The sequence below is a fragment of the Bradyrhizobium sp. BLXBL-01 genome (assembly GCF_051853025.1).
In the GTDB taxonomy this organism is placed as follows: Bacteria; Pseudomonadota; Alphaproteobacteria; order Rhizobiales; family Xanthobacteraceae; genus Bradyrhizobium.
This window is the reverse complement of the sequence record NZ_CP182471.1, coordinates 4,481,297-4,494,897: the sequence shown is the minus strand read 5'-3', so window position 1 is coordinate 4,494,897 and position 13,601 is coordinate 4,481,297. Positions and strand designations below refer to the sequence as shown.

The following is a 13,601-nucleotide window of genomic DNA, read 5'->3' as shown; positions in this document are numbered from 1 at the left end:
CATGCTCGTCATCTCGATCCAGAGCCAGGTGGTCCACGGCCATGTCGGCAACAGCGCGGCCGCGTATGCCATGCAGGCGGAGGGCGTGAACGTTGCGGCGGTGCCGACGACGCTGCTGTCCAACCATCCGCGCTATCCGAGCCTGCGCGGACGGGTGCTGGAGACCGAGCTGGTCGCCGATCTCCTGAAAGGTGTCGAGGAGCGCGGCCTGGTCGACGAGGCCGCGGTGCTCGTCACCGGCTATCTCGGCTCGCCCGGCAATGCCAGCGTGATCGCCGATTTCGTCGAGCGGGCGCACACGCGGAATGCGAAGCTGGTCTATCTCTGCGACCCCGTGATCGGTGACGACGGCCGCGTCTATGTCGCGGACGGCATTTTGGACGTGGTCCGGCACCGGCTGCTGCCGGCGGCGAACCTGACGACGCCGAACCAGTTCGAGCTCGAGCTGCTCTCTGGAGCGACGATTGCAGATGCCGAGGGCCTGAGTGCGGCGTGTGCGATGCTGGCAGGGACGGGCCGCACCGACGTCGTCGCCACCGGCTGCACCCTCGCTGACACGGCGGCCGGGCAGGTGGAGACGATCCTGTGCAGCGACGGGCGATTGTCGCGCTTTGCGACGCCGCGCCTGCCGATCCGCCCCTACGGCACCGGCGATCTCCTCACAGGGCTGATCGCGGCGCATCTGGCCAAGGGCGAAGCGATGGGCTCGGCCGTGCGGCGCGCGGTCGACACGGTCTTTGCGGTGCTGGTGCGCACGCAGGACGCCGGCTCGGCCGAGATGCGGCTGGTGCCGCTGCCGACGGCGGAGCGCAAGCCGTAAACCGTCAGGTCGCGCGCTTGACGGCCGATTGCGCCGATTTCTGCGGCTTGGCCGGGCTCTTCTGCTCGCGCGCGGCGTGGGCCTTCGGCGGCTTGGCGTTGGCGATGGCGCGCGGCTTCTTCGGCTTGGCGCTGGCAACGTCCTTGCGATCGGAGGTGCCGCGCTTCGAGATATATTCCTTGCCGTCGATCGGGCCGACATGCGGCGGATCGCGGCCGAGATAGGGCCTGCCGATGCCGAACGCCTTGCCGTTGGCATCGACCCACTTCCACAGAATTTCGGTCGAGACCCAGCGCTGCGCCCGGTTATTGCCTTGCGTGCTGACGATGTCGGCGGCCATGCCGTGGCCATACCCGCCGCGCGTGCTGCCGCCGTGATAGGAGCGGTTGGACGCGGCCTTCAGGCCGCTTGCGATCGACTGGCGATAATCGTCGCGGAACGCGCTGGTGATGCCCGGCGACAGGCCGGCGGCTTCGGCCGCGAGCATCATGCGGAACAGCTTCTGCTTGAAGCTCTTGTCCATGCCGCCGATGACGTAGTCCATCATCGACATGCCGGCGCGATCGGCCGCGTTCGGATCCTTCCAGGTGAAGTCCTGATCGACCAGCTTGGTGAAGCTGCGCATCACCGTGACGGTCTTGCCCTTGCGCTTGATGGTGACCGCGCGCCGCTCCTGAACCTTGATCGTGTCTTCCTTGGCGGTGCGCTGATAGAGCGCCCAGAGATAGCGGTCGATGCAGGTATCCATGACGAAGCATTCGTCGAGCACGGCGACGGTGTCGGCGGGCGGAGACGCCTTGCTCGCAGGCGCGACAGGACCGCTCGCGATCGCCGCGGGCGACAATGCGTCCGTCGTCACGATCTCGGTGGGATCGGCGGATGCGAGCTTGACGGGGTCGGGCAGAGGGGCGGGGGCAATCTCGCTGACGATCGGCTCCGGTTCGGGGGAGATCTGCGGCGCGGGAGCAGGTTCCGCCGGCAGGATCAGCACCGGGTCGGCCGAGGCAAGCTTGACGGTGGAGGCGGGCTGCTCGGGCGTCACCTCTGCTGGCGCGGCAGGGGCCGCAGCGACGGCGGCAGCGATGTCGGCGGTCAAGACGAGGCCATCCTCGATGGTCGCAGCGCGCGGCACGTCGGCGAGGTCGATGCGGCCGAGATCCTTGGCGTGATCCTTGGCGCGCGAGATGGCGGCTGCATTGGCACCGCTGTTCTCGATCAGCGCAGGCGCATAGGCCGAGAGAGACAATGCGAGCCAGCCGGCGAGAACGGCCGAGGGACACGACACCGCCACCAGAAGAGACCGCCGATCGTTCATGATCCCTGCCTCCAAACGGTCTGTTCGAAGCATCTGGCTCGAACAGTGGTGATGCAAACAGTCTGACGAAACAGTCTTGCACGGAAAGGCACGCAGCACGCCCATTGTTCGGGCCACGTTGTGGCGGCGCAATGGCGCAAATCGGCGGTTGCGGGCTTTTCGAGGCAGGTGTTGCCGAGGTGCAACGCCCGGTTCCATGCGGCATTGCCGCAACTTTGTTGCTGCTGGTGCGTTGGAGGCGCCATGACGCATCCCTCGCTTCGTCCCATGGACGCCTTCGACCCCACCGAGCCCGCCATCCTGCACGATCGTCTCTCCGACACGATCATTACCTGGACCGCCGATCAGGCCGACGACTACCGCAGCGCCAGCCGGCCCGGCGCGGATGGGACTGTGGCCTGGAAGACCTATCTGTTCGATGGCTGGGGCAACGTGCTCGGTGGCTGAGCGCCGCCCTGGAGCGCGAGCTACGCCTTCCTCACGAACTCCGACTTCAGATTCATCGCGCCGATGCCGTCGATCTTGCAGGCGATGTTGTGGCCGTCGCTGGCGTCCTGCAGGCGGATGTTGCGCACCTCGGTGCCGCCCTTGACGACCGAGGACGAGCCCTTGATCTTGAGATCCTTGATCACGATGACGCTGTCGCCGTCGGCGAGCACATTGCCGTTGGCATCGCGCACGCCCGCATCCTGCGCCGTGTCTGCAGCCGCTTCCGCTGCGCCGCTCCATTCATGGCCGCATTCCGGGCAGACCCAGAGATCGCGGTCCTGATAGGCGTGCTCGGAATTGCAGGTCGGGCATTTCATCGTGTCGGTCATGACGGGTCTTGTCTCGCGGGTTCGTTCGCGGCGCGACCGTAGAGGCGGGAACCGGGAAAGCAAGGAAAAGCTGCCAACGGCGTGGGCCGAGCGTTACCTGCCGGTGCGATATCACCGAGAAACGCGCGACGAACATGGCGAGTGAGGGCGCGGCCAAGCAAGAAGTTTTTCGAAAAACAACCCCATGCACAGTAGACATGCCTTTGGAATCCTGGGGCTTTGTTTATATTCGGTAATCCCGAACGAACATTTGACCCGTCGGGCAAAACAATGGCATGATGCCATGGTGGCGTTCGTCCGTTGCGGGGGGATTCATCACGGCCGTCGGGTGCGGCACCATCCCGGATTACGCTTGCGCTCCATCCGGGCTAGGCTCGCTTCGCAATCTGCGACGAGCCCCTCATGAGCTTCCTTCTCAACATCGATGTTCCCGACGTGGCGAAAGCCACGACGTTCTACACCGAAGCCTTTGGCCTCACGGTCGGCCGCCGCTTCGGCGCCGACTTCGTCGAGCTCAACGGCTGGCCGGCGCCGGTGTATCTCCTGACCAAGCAGGCCGGCACGGTCGGCGCCGGCGGCGATCGTCGCCGCTATGAGCGGCACTGGACGCCGGTGCATATCGACGTCGTCGTCGACGATGTCGACGCAGCCGTCGCGCGTGCGCTCGCTGCGGGTGCGATCCTCGAGGTGGGCGCGCGCGATGCGCCCTATGGGCGGATCGCGATGCTGGCCGATCCGTTCGGGCACGGCTTCTGTCTGCTGGCGTTCAGCGCGCAAGGCTATGATGCGCTGCTTGGAAGCTCGTAGTGCGGGCTACATCGCTGGCGAGCGGCGAGCTACGATCGGGGCGAGATGGCAAAACAGCTGAAAAGAAAACTGAAGACCTACCAGACCTCGCTCGGCTTCTACGATCAGGCGATCGCCGCGCCCTCGATGAAGGCGGCGCTTGCCGCCTGGGGCGCCAGCTCCAATCTGTTCCATCAGGGCGTTGCGAAGGAGACGGACGACCCCGACATCGTCGCCGCGACCATGGCAAAGCCGGGTGTCGTGCTCAGGCGCCCGGTCGGCTCGGATGGCCCGTTCACCGAGAGCGCGGAGCTGCCGACCGATCTCGGCGAGGGCGAGACGAGGCCCAGGAGAAAGTCGAAGATCAAATCGGGATCGCAGAAGGGTCCTGCCAAGGCGGCCCGGACAGCATCGCGCGCGATCGATGATGCGGCGGCCCGCAAGGCCGCGGCGGCGTTCGAGAAGGAGGAGCGACGGCGCGAGGCAGAGCGTGCCAAGGAAGAGGCCGCCCGCGCCAGGGAGCGCGCACGCCGCGACAAGGCGGTTACTGCTGCGGAAGCCGCGCTCGACAAGGCAAGGCGCGAGCATGACGTTAAGGCCGAGGCGATCGAAGCCGAGCGCGCCGCGCTCGATGCGCGCGCCGAGGCCGAGCAGGAGCGCTGGGACAAGCAGAGGAAGAAGCTGGGAGAGGCCCTGCGACGCGCGCGCGAGTGACTTTCGCAGGTGGGGAGGAATTTCTTTACCATGCCGTCCGGTCCCCGCCGTTTCGCCCGACGTTTAGGAGTTGAGCCAAAATTCCGCGCTATCTTCGCCCCGATAAGAATTGCGCTTCGGGAGCCGTCATGAGCGATCATCGCGCCGCAGTCAGGCATCACACGCTGAGGACCGGTATCGTCGAATTCGACAATGGCAGCGGCAGCACCGTCACCGTGCCCTGCACGATCCGCGACGTCTCCGGCACGGGCGCGCGGCTGGAGCTCAACGCGTCGCTGTGGGTCGCCGAGCAGTTCACGCTGATCTTCAGGAGCGGCCTGCGCAAGGGCTGCCGCGTCGCCTGGCGCAAGGGCCGGCTGATCGGCAGCGCGTTCGCGGACGGCTATGCGAGCGCGGACGAGCAGGCGGTGATGATGACGACGGACGAGCAGGCCCGGCACCGCCGCGGCATCGGCGCGCGCGTCAAGGCTACGCGCGAGGCCCGCGGCTACACCACGGCCCAGCTCGCCGAACACCTCAGTGTCACGCCGGCCTTCGTGGCGTCGGCCGAGCAGGGCGAGGCGGACATTCCGCTGTATCAGCTGATGCACATCGCCGATCTCTTGATGGTCGGCCTCGACCGGCTGGTGGCGGGGGCGGCGGAGGAGATGGATGCGGCGTAGGGTTTCGTAGCGGCATCGGTCGCCGTCTGCACTACGCTCGCCGCTCTATCCCCGTCATTGCGAGCGAAGCGAAGCAATCCAGACTGTCTCCGCGGAGGGACTCTGGATTGCTTCGCTGCGCTCGCAATGACGGGGAGAGGTCGGAGCGCCAAAGCCGACAGCCATGATGTCCGCACCTCGCGCGAAATTTGCTTGCCTTGCGTGGCATCCTTTTGCACTCTTTGAGCGAAGGAGACCAACGCATGACAAAGATGACCGCCGCCTTTGCGCTCGGAACGGCGCTCGTGCTGAGCAGCCTTGCAACATCGGGTGCGGAAGCGAGGGCGCGGAAAGCCGTCGTCGTTCGCGCCCCACAAGAGCGGCTCATCGTCACGGCGCCCGTGCTGAGGCCGACGCCGTGGGATTACAACATCGTCCCGCGCTATCGCTATCGCCCCGAGGACGACAAGGTCGATCCCTACGGCCCGCCCTTCGTGCCGTCCTACGTGCGCTATGAGGGATGGCGCTGGCCGTATTGGTGGTAGGCGACAATTCGCAGGGTGGGCAAAGCGACTTGTCCGCCGTAGCTCGAAGAGCGAAGGCGGAAGCGTGCCACGCGTCTGGGGCCGGATCGGAAGATCGTGGGCTCGGCGCGAGGGCGCCTTTGCCCACCCTTACGGCACAACGTCATTTGGTACACGGGAAAATTGAAGTTTGATGCCTGCCCATCTCTGCGTGCAGAGTTTGCGATTGGGCAAAAATGGCAAAGTGGAGACTGTCAAGAATACATAGAGGTAGAACGGCACTTATCCCCGTAATAAACCCAATGCTGCTTGGGGTTCTGGGCGCGTATTGGGAGAACAGTCATGGCAAGTGTCGAACAATTGCACAGACGGGACGGAGTGAACTTGGTCCAACTCGAAGCCGATATCAGTTCGATCCGGTCGGGAAGCTCCATTACTTCAATTAATCTGCCTGATTACGTTGAGCACACCGCGGGCGTGTCGCGCGTCGGTGCGCTCAGTGCCGAAGCGGTCATTCGCGACTATGAGTCCGCTGCGAAAGAGATCGAGGCCATGGGCACCGAGTTGATCGACGCCGCGCAAAAGTGCGAGGCGCTGACGGCCCAGGTTCATGATGCGATCGCCTTCATGCGGGAAACGGCGGCAGGCTATCGGGAAGAAGGACGGAAGATCTTCAAGCGTATCGAAGAATGCGCGCTGTTCACCGAAGACGTTCGCAAGACCTGCGAACAGGTCAAACGCAGAATGACTGACGTCTCGTTCGGCCCATCTTCCGATGAGGAGCTGGCGCCGCAAGAGCCCGAGCTGACGGGGATCGCGGCCAAGGTGACGATGAGCGAAGTCCGGTGAGGGGAGCGTAGGTCCGTAAGGGTGGGTTAGCCCTGTGATTGCGCGAAGCGCAATCACAGGGCCTAACCCACCACATCTGCCTCCGCGGAAATCAAAGAGGCGGGTTACGCCAGCGGACTGCGCTTCGCGCCGCCGCAGGCTAACCACCCTACGGCACTTCAAATCCAATCGCGCCCTTCGCGAAACGGGCTCACCAATCCGGATCGCCGTAATAGGGGCCGGCCATATAGGGCGGCGGCATCCAGGGGCCTCGCGGCGGTCTGGCGCGCCGTGGCGCGGCGTCCGGTACGTGCGCCCGGGCACGCGCATCGTTGTTCACGACGCTGCGCACGACGGGCTTGGCGGCCGCAGAGGCGGATGAGGCCGATGTTGCGCTCAGTTGCGTTTGCAGCGCCTGGACCTGGGCGGCGAGGCGCGCATTGTCCGCCGCATCCTTCTCCTGCGCGCCCCTGAGCTGCTCGATGGTGGCGGCTTGGTCGCGCAGGGTCTGCTCGCTGTGGCTCTTCAGCTGCTCGAGCTTGCCGCTGATGTTCGCAAGCTCGCTCGTGATGATCTTGAGCGATTGCGCGAGCTCGGACGATGATGGCTCGGCCGGCGCGGCGGCAGGCCTGGAAGCGCTTTCCGCGTCCTTGGGCCCCGGCGGCGCAGGCACCGGGCTCGGCTCATCCGCGGCTGCCAGCAGCACCGTCGCCGGCTGCGCCGGACTGTCCGCCGCGGACGCCTGCGGGGGTGTGCTCGCCGCCGGCGGAGACCATCGCGCCATGATCGACTTGCCGATCGATGTCGCCTCGTCGCTGTATTGCGAGGCGACGGCGGCACCGAGCAGGCCGATCGCCAGCACGAGAATGACCAAAGCGCGCATCATGGCCTTGTCTCCCCTCAGGCCCTGATCGCGAGGCTTGGTGCTTAGAGGCTTGGTGTTGAGAGGCTTGGCATCAGGCGCCGCCGCCTTGTTTGCGGAAGTGGCGGCTGCCGTGGCGGCGGCGCTTGCGTGCGAGGTCCGCGGAGCTTCGCTGCTGCGTTCCATTCCGGAAACCAGCCGGTCCAGCCGCGCAAGGTCTTCTTCTGCGCTCTTGATCCGGTCGTAGGCCCAAGTCAGCCCGCTGTCGGCACGTGTCTCGTCCGGTTTGGCGGTATCAGGCTTGGCGACATCGGGCTTGGCGTCATCGGCCTTGCCGGTCTCAGGTTTGGGGTCGTTCGTGTCAGGCATCGATGCGCTCTCCATCCGGTCGGGCGTCAATGGGAGGCAGTCCGATCAAGGATAGGTCTCGCCGCTGTCCGACACAACGCGTGTGCAAAGGAGAAATTATGGCGGGCCCGGCACATGATGCGCGACAGGGCGCTGTCGTGTGATCGCTTTGCTGGTCTCACCATGAGCCTTCGCTGAGAGGAACGGGCGCTGGTCCATTCCGTTTTCTTTGAGGGGGCCTGTTCGAGGAGGACAACATGAAAGCAATGATCATCGCGCTTTCGGCTGCCGTTGTCATGGCTACAGCCCCAGCCGTCTTTGCTCAGGGTGTATCGAGCAAGACGCCAGGTCAGGAGATGCAGCAAATGGGTTCCCAGAAGGGCGAGCCGGGCGCTTCCAGCTACGCTCCTGGGCATAAGAAGAAGCATCAGGCGAAGGCCTCGAAGAGCACCAAACCCGGCGCGTCGAGCTACGCGCCAGGACAAACCACAGGTCAAACCACCGGCGCGAGCACGAGGCCGACGACCGGCACGAAGTCAGGGTACTGAACTCCCGCCGGTCCTCAAGCGGGTAGGGTGGGTTAGCTCCGCGACGGCGCAAAGCGCAGTCGCGTAGCGTAACCCACCTCATTCATCTCGGCGCGCGGAGAGCCGGAGGGTTACGCCGGCGCCGCAATACGCAGCTACCGTTAGTGGCGTAGCGCGCGGATTTCGAGCGTCGTCTGGGTGAGCTTGGCCACGAACCCCTCAAGATGCATGACCCTTTGTCTGGTCAATTGTTCATGCAACTCGGTGATCTTCTGGGATTCGGCGACAAACGAGTCGCACGCCTGTTTCGCGTACGCCATCTGAATCTCAAACGCCTCGACGGGTGAGCGCGCCGTCGCGAGCTTTCCCAGGAAGCTCCAGGCTTGCTCGAGTGACGTCCTGATGTAGTCGCTATAGGCGTCGGCAATCGCCTGCGTGCTGGCCTCCAAGGGTTCGACCGGTGCGACGGGCGGGCTTGCAGCGATCTCCATCCCGGAAACCTCGTCCGGCAAGGCTACAGCCGACGGTATCTCCGCACTGATCTGTCGGCTCGGCTCTTGCTCGGTCTTTTGCTCGATCTTTTGCTCGGTCTCTTGCCTGTTCTCCGCCGAGGCTTCCGGCAATTGATGCGCTGCACTTGCGCGTTGCTCGCCGGCCCCGGTCCGATGTCCCGACTTCTTCTTGCCGCCGCGCCGGCCGGATTTTCCGGTTGGCTTGTTTCCCACCGCACTCAACATTGCAAATGGCTCCCGAATATCGATGAAGCCGCGAGCCTCCGTCGCGTTTGCGCTGAAATCGCGATTGCGGGCTGTCGCCCGCGTGGCGGCCATGTGGTGAGATTTTGCCGCTGCATCTTCGGTGTATCCGGCAAAGAGTCGCCGATCGCGATACCTGCGGATGGCCGCCTTTGTTGCCACATCCCACGAGCTCTTTTGCCGAACGCGTAATCCACCATTCTTGCTTCTGCGGAGGCGGGCTACGCCGAGCAGACGCGCTTCGCGCGTCTGCATGGCGAAATCCAACCTGCGCGCTCAGATGAGGAAGTCGGTCGCGTGCAGGCTCGCAGCGTGGACGCCGTCGAGGGTGATGGTGTCGTTCGCCGAGAGGTGAACCACGGCATCGCCGGCGGCATTGTCCTTGATCTGGCTCGACAGCGCCGTCCAGTCAGCAAAGCCGTAATCGTGCACGTCGATCAAATCGTGCTCGGTCGCGGTGCTGCCCATCGCCTTGTTGCCTTGGTCGAAGTCGTTGAGCGTGTCGTTGCCGGAACCTTTGTTGAAGACGAAGATGTCGCCGTTTCCTCCGCCCCAAAGCTGGTCGTCGCCGGCGCCGCCGTTCAGCGTATCGTTGCCGCCGGTGATCGAGCCTGGTGATGCAGGCGTGTAGATCCGCGCATCGCCATACATGAAGTCCCGGCCGGCGCTGCCGTTGAGAATATCGTTGCCGCCGTGGGCGTGACCCGCCATGATCGGCGCGTCGCCGAACACCGACGAGCTCGCATCCGCGTACTGGCCGGCCATCTTGACGGTCAAGATATCGTCGCCGCCTTGGGTCAGATCCATCAGTGAGGTCGACGAATCCCCCGATAGGCTGGCGCCGGATATCGGGCTGTCGCCGTCCAGGGTGGCGGTCAGATTGTCGTTGCCGCCTTGCGCAAGGCCGCGCATGGCGCCGATCGCGTCGCCGCTGACGGTTGCTCCGCCATCGATGGTGAGAACGCTGACATCGATCGTGTCATTGCCGCCGTGCGAGGTGTCGATCATGGAACCGCCGGCATCGCCCGCGAACAAATTGGCGCCGCCACGCCACCCGATCGAGCCGGTGATGTCGTCATTGCCGCCCCGCGCGTTGCCCGACATGTCGCCCGCGACGTCGCCGAAGGCCGAAACGGTGGTGTAGACGGTGCCATAGGCATCCGCGACGATGGTGTCGTGGCCGCCTTTGGCGTCGTCGATCATCGATTGGGTGTCGCCCACCACGAGCGCGGTGTTCCAGCCACCGCCGATGTCGGCAATGAGCGTGTCGTTTCCGCCTTGCGAGTGACCAAGCAGCGTCGTGTGGTCGTCGCCGAAAACAGTGAGTTGCGTATTGCGCTCGGTGACGGTGGCCGTCACGGTGTCGTTGCCGCCGACGACGTCCGTGCTTGAAGGAAAGCCGGGGTCTCCGTACACGGTCGCGATTTGACCAAACTGGTCGAGGGTGACGTCGAAGGTGTCGTTCGGCAGATGCTGCATGGCGTAACTCCCAGTTCCATTGTCGGAAGCGGGCCCGCGTGCAGATTTTCTTGCAAGTCGCGTTGTTGACCACGCTTCACCGGCAGCATTCTACCTTTGGTCGATGGCAGAGATTTGTAGGAATTCGGGAGAGAGTTTGATCGTGAGGCTGGAACTGCGGGCGCGAGCGTGGAGATGGTGCGTAGGGTGGGTTAGCCCCGCGACTGCGCGAAGCGCAGTTCGCGCGGCGTAACCCACCGCTTCTGTCTCTGCGGATACGAACAGAGGTGGGTTACGCTGCGCTAACCCACCCTACAAGCTACGAGCTATCACCAGAGATTCTGGCGACGACAATCAATAACGCCCGCCGCTGCTCTTCTGCTGCGTGATCCAGTCCGACAATGATTTCGGTGTCGATTTCGCCGTCCGGTCCGCTGATGCCTTCGGATTGTCGCGAGCGCCTTTCGCCGAACGGCTGCGCGGCGCTTGCGTTGCGCCGACGCCCTTCAAGGCAGCCATCGAAGCCTCGGCGGCTTCCTTCTCCAGGCGCAGCTGCTTCAATCGCGCCATCTTGATGCGCTCTGCCTCGACTTCGGGGCGTTCGGCTAGCTGCGGCTTGTGTTGAGCAAGCTCGGCCGGGACCAGGACGCCGAGAATGGTCGTCTCGCCGAGCGCCTTGCAGGCCTCTAACCGATGCAGCCCCTCGACCAGAACCAGGCGGTCTCCGTCGCGCCAAACGGAAATGGGGGCCTGTTGTCCGATCTCCAGAATACTTTCCGCAATCTCTCCGACGATCTCGGGCTTGATGGCTTTCCTCTGCTTGGTGGGAACGAAGATCTTCTCGATCGGGAAGCTTTCCGGTTTGGGCATGACTTCTACTCCGATTCTACCGGGGCCGTCGGAACCATGCCGGTGGGGGCGGAAGTTTAGGAGGGAAGCGGTCGACCGCAAAGGCAATTCGGGGGAATGCGGTGCACTTTATCAGGGGCGCATGCGAAAGTTAGCCTAAGTAACCGATCCGGCGATAGCGAACGAATTTAGTGCACTGTCACCGTAAGCCCATCGATGCGACGCCTAAATTGTTACAGCCTACATCGATGCGCAATTCCTAAAGGCGGCGACGGCAGTCCGTCGGACGAAAGATGATGTAAATTCATTGGCGCTTCAGAGGATAGACGGTAGGGGAGTGCGAATTGGCGTTCTCGATGACAGTAAATTCATCTCCCTCGTCGCTCAGAATCATGAACGTCTTCAGTTCACCTGCGCCCTCTAGGAGTGAAGCGCCGTCACGTTCACGCTTGCAGTCCCCGACTACGGCAAATCCTCTAATTTGACCTGAAATTTTGATGCTATACTTGAATTTAGCTTTTTGCTGGCTCGCTCCGGCTATGCCGCCGGCATCCCCTATTGATGATGTCAATGCGGAGAGGAGGCCGCCAACCGGCGTTTCGTATTGCCCCACTAACGAGAGTTGATCCCCTTGACGAGATAGTTTGAATGTACACTGCGGCCCTAGCCAGTCCTCCGCTATATGCGCTGGTGTTTCTAGTGTCGCAGCTCGGCCCACCTCGCGTAGGTGCGTTAATCGACTTTCAACTGCCGCTAGAATTTCCTTTTGGCGAAGTTGCTCGTCCGCTTCAACAGAGCTCAAAGAGGCAAACGAATGTCCAACATTCTCGTGTGGTTTAGGCTCAGCAAGTGCCTTAATGCATTGTTCGCGGGCTAGCTCTAAGAAACCACTCTTAATCAGCTTGTTCGCCAAATTGCTCATCGCCAACGTGTTTCCCATGGTCGCGGCCTTCTTGTAGAATTCGACCGACTTCACTGGTAGACCCAAGTCGTCGGCCGCCACCGCCATATTATTCCACGTCCCAGAATCACGGTCGCCCCTGGGTATTTTGCCGTAGTGGTGCAAGGCTATGTCCTCATTGCCCGATTCGCTTTGCTTGTGGGCCAGCTTGAACCGCAGTTCGTGATCGTCCGGTGTCAACTCCATCTGCCGTTCCATTACGGCGATGGTGAAAGGAGATAGTTCGCTCGCATCAAGCAAATTCTTGATTGTCTCGGTGAGTGTTAGTTCTAGGGTTGGTTCTTCGGCCGCCAGCTTCCGGAGCGTATTCAGGGCCGCGTTCATGTGGTATTCGTCTTTTGCTTTGCTGAACTCTTCAACGGCCAACGAAGCAAACTTGGCCTTGCGCTCTAAGATCTTTGACGCTGTCATTGCGGCATCAAACGTGTTTGCCGCGAGCGTGTGCTGATCAAATCGTGCGTAGGCTCGCGCCAGATAAGATAGAGTCTCCGCGCTCGAAGGGTTAGCCTCAGCGAGTGTCTTCAACCGCTTAAGTTGGCCACCTTTGCCGACGACTATGCGTGCCCATTCACTGAATGCGTCCCATGTGGCGCTATTATCATCTAACGTGCACTGTTGTGTCTTTCGATATGCTTGGTCGAGGGCTTCTATCCTTTCTTTATTCTGTGAGTGAATAGCTTGGAACATCGCCCGTTGATAGTCGTCGCGATCCCAGCTCTCGTTGGGGACGGAGGTTAGTTGATCGGTGCGCTCCGCTTCATCCGAAGAGTTGGCAACTGATGTGGTTGTGCCGCGCTCGGTCGTCTCTCGTGTATCCTTGAGTTTGAGGGACCTGACCTCAGAAAGAAGTGCAGCGCTAACGACCTGTCGGAGACTCTCGAGCGAGTCAAAAGAGCCAGTAAGAGCTCTTTGGTTGGTCGAATCTTTGAATGCTTTGAGCCGACGGTACTGCTTAGCGTCGATGGCGTTGGGGTCGATTGGCCTATTTGAATAGTACAATATAGCGGGCTTTCCGGCACTCACGAACCTGTCGATTTCCTCTACGGTGCCCGACTCCGCGACGCCCGTAAATGTGCCCAGCCTGGTCCAAAACATCCCGATCAGCATTTCGCATTTGTCGCCTAATTGCTCGTTTATTGCTTGCTGCGGTCTTATATTTGAGCGCGGAGTAGCATGCGTTTCCCACGCTACTGGCAGGAGAACGACGGCCTCCGCTTCGGAATGTTGGACATTCCATTCATAGGTTGTTTCAATCGCGACCTTGCGTTCTTCCGCGAGATCAGACGGGGACGCTATCAGAACGCGGATTACTTTGGCGGAATAGGGCACTGGCGCCTTTCTAATTTGCAGAGGCGATCATGGTTGGTAGATGCCGGTGAAAGTGCACTTGGTCGC

At 62.6% G+C, this 13,601-nt stretch carries 15 protein-coding genes; 8 read left to right on the top strand and 7 right to left on the bottom strand.

All coding sequences use genetic code 11. The features are described 5' to 3' along the window. The first annotated feature begins 1 nt into the window (after position 1). A complete protein-coding gene (gene pdxY / locus ACNJYA_RS20890) occupies positions 2 to 820 on the top strand; it encodes a pyridoxal kinase (RefSeq protein ID WP_439363198.1) in 819 nt (272 codons plus the stop codon). 4 nt (positions 821 to 824) lie between these two features. Here the strand turns inward: pdxY and ACNJYA_RS20885 are convergent, their stop codons facing one another. Further along, positions 825 to 2,135 carry a hypothetical protein gene (locus ACNJYA_RS20885; RefSeq protein ID WP_439400663.1) on the bottom strand — a complete coding sequence of 437 codons (1,311 nt, stop codon included), beginning with the start codon at positions 2,133 to 2,135 and terminating at the stop codon, positions 825 to 827. Positions 2,136 to 2,378: 243 nt separating this feature from the next. On the opposite strand from ACNJYA_RS20885, the gene ACNJYA_RS20880 reads away from it, so the two are divergent. Beyond that, positions 2,379 to 2,582 carry a hypothetical protein gene (locus ACNJYA_RS20880; protein ID WP_439363196.1) on the top strand — a complete coding sequence of 68 codons (204 nt, stop codon included), beginning with the start codon at positions 2,379 to 2,381 and terminating at the stop codon, positions 2,580 to 2,582. Between the two features lie 20 nt (positions 2,583 to 2,602). On the opposite strand, the gene ACNJYA_RS20875 is transcribed toward ACNJYA_RS20880, so the two are convergent. Further along, on the bottom strand, positions 2,603 to 2,953 hold the full coding sequence (locus tag ACNJYA_RS20875; RefSeq protein ID WP_439400662.1) for a zinc ribbon domain-containing protein YjdM: 351 nt from the start codon (positions 2,951 to 2,953) through the stop codon (positions 2,603 to 2,605). Between the two features lie 402 nt (positions 2,954 to 3,355). Here ACNJYA_RS20875 and ACNJYA_RS20870 point away from each other — a divergent pair, with 402 nt between their 5' ends. The 5 genes from ACNJYA_RS20870 (at position 3,356) to ACNJYA_RS20850 (ending at position 6,467) form a co-directional block, all read left to right on the top strand. Next, positions 3,356 to 3,760: a VOC family protein gene (locus ACNJYA_RS20870; protein WP_212258483.1), complete on the top strand. Its 405-nt coding sequence runs from the start codon at positions 3,356 to 3,358 to the stop codon at positions 3,758 to 3,760. Positions 3,761 to 3,805: 45 nt separating this feature from the next. Further along, on the top strand, positions 3,806 to 4,453 hold the full coding sequence (locus tag ACNJYA_RS20865; protein WP_439363195.1) for a cell envelope biogenesis protein TolA: 648 nt from the start codon (positions 3,806 to 3,808) through the stop codon (positions 4,451 to 4,453). A 128-nt stretch (positions 4,454 to 4,581) separates the two neighbouring features. Continuing rightward, positions 4,582 to 5,115 carry a helix-turn-helix domain-containing protein gene (locus ACNJYA_RS20860; RefSeq protein ID WP_439363194.1) on the top strand — a complete coding sequence of 178 codons (534 nt, stop codon included), beginning with the start codon at positions 4,582 to 4,584 and terminating at the stop codon, positions 5,113 to 5,115. A gap of 242 nt (positions 5,116 to 5,357) precedes the next feature. After that, positions 5,358 to 5,639, top strand: coding sequence for a hypothetical protein (locus ACNJYA_RS20855; RefSeq protein WP_172788634.1), 282 nt, complete (start codon positions 5,358 to 5,360; stop codon positions 5,637 to 5,639). A 321-nt stretch (positions 5,640 to 5,960) separates the two neighbouring features. After that, positions 5,961 to 6,467: a hypothetical protein gene (locus tag ACNJYA_RS20850; protein ID WP_172788635.1), complete on the top strand. Its 507-nt coding sequence runs from the start codon at positions 5,961 to 5,963 to the stop codon at positions 6,465 to 6,467. 190 nt (positions 6,468 to 6,657) lie between these two features. On the opposite strand, the gene ACNJYA_RS20845 is transcribed toward ACNJYA_RS20850, so the two are convergent. Next, entirely contained in the window at positions 6,658 to 7,677 is a 1,020-nt protein-coding gene (locus tag ACNJYA_RS20845; RefSeq protein WP_439400661.1) for a hypothetical protein, read from the bottom strand. Between the two features lie 236 nt (positions 7,678 to 7,913). Here ACNJYA_RS20845 and ACNJYA_RS20840 point away from each other — a divergent pair, with 236 nt between their 5' ends. Continuing rightward, a complete protein-coding gene (locus tag ACNJYA_RS20840) occupies positions 7,914 to 8,204 on the top strand; it encodes a hypothetical protein (RefSeq protein ID WP_212258490.1) in 291 nt (96 codons plus the stop codon). Positions 8,205 to 8,344: 140 nt separating this feature from the next. Here ACNJYA_RS20840 and ACNJYA_RS20835 read toward each other — a convergent pair whose 3' ends face one another. The 4 genes from ACNJYA_RS20835 to ACNJYA_RS20820 all read right to left on the bottom strand — a co-directional run bounded on the left by ACNJYA_RS20835 (position 8,345) and on the right by ACNJYA_RS20820 (position 13,535). Further along, the gene (locus tag ACNJYA_RS20835; protein WP_439400660.1) at positions 8,345 to 9,193 is read right to left on the bottom strand and encodes a phasin family protein; all 849 of its coding nucleotides are present in this window, start codon (positions 9,191 to 9,193) and stop codon (positions 8,345 to 8,347) included. Positions 9,194 to 9,214: 21 nt separating this feature from the next. Further along, positions 9,215 to 10,417 carry a calcium-binding protein gene (locus ACNJYA_RS20830; RefSeq protein WP_439400659.1) on the bottom strand — a complete coding sequence of 401 codons (1,203 nt, stop codon included), beginning with the start codon at positions 10,415 to 10,417 and terminating at the stop codon, positions 9,215 to 9,217. A gap of 333 nt (positions 10,418 to 10,750) precedes the next feature. After that, entirely contained in the window at positions 10,751 to 11,266 is a 516-nt protein-coding gene (locus tag ACNJYA_RS20825) for a ParB N-terminal domain-containing protein (protein ID WP_439400658.1), read from the bottom strand. Positions 11,267 to 11,549: 283 nt separating this feature from the next. After that, positions 11,550 to 13,535 carry a hypothetical protein gene (locus ACNJYA_RS20820; RefSeq protein WP_439400657.1) on the bottom strand — a complete coding sequence of 662 codons (1,986 nt, stop codon included), beginning with the start codon at positions 13,533 to 13,535 and terminating at the stop codon, positions 11,550 to 11,552. Positions 13,536 to 13,601 lie beyond the last annotated feature (66 nt).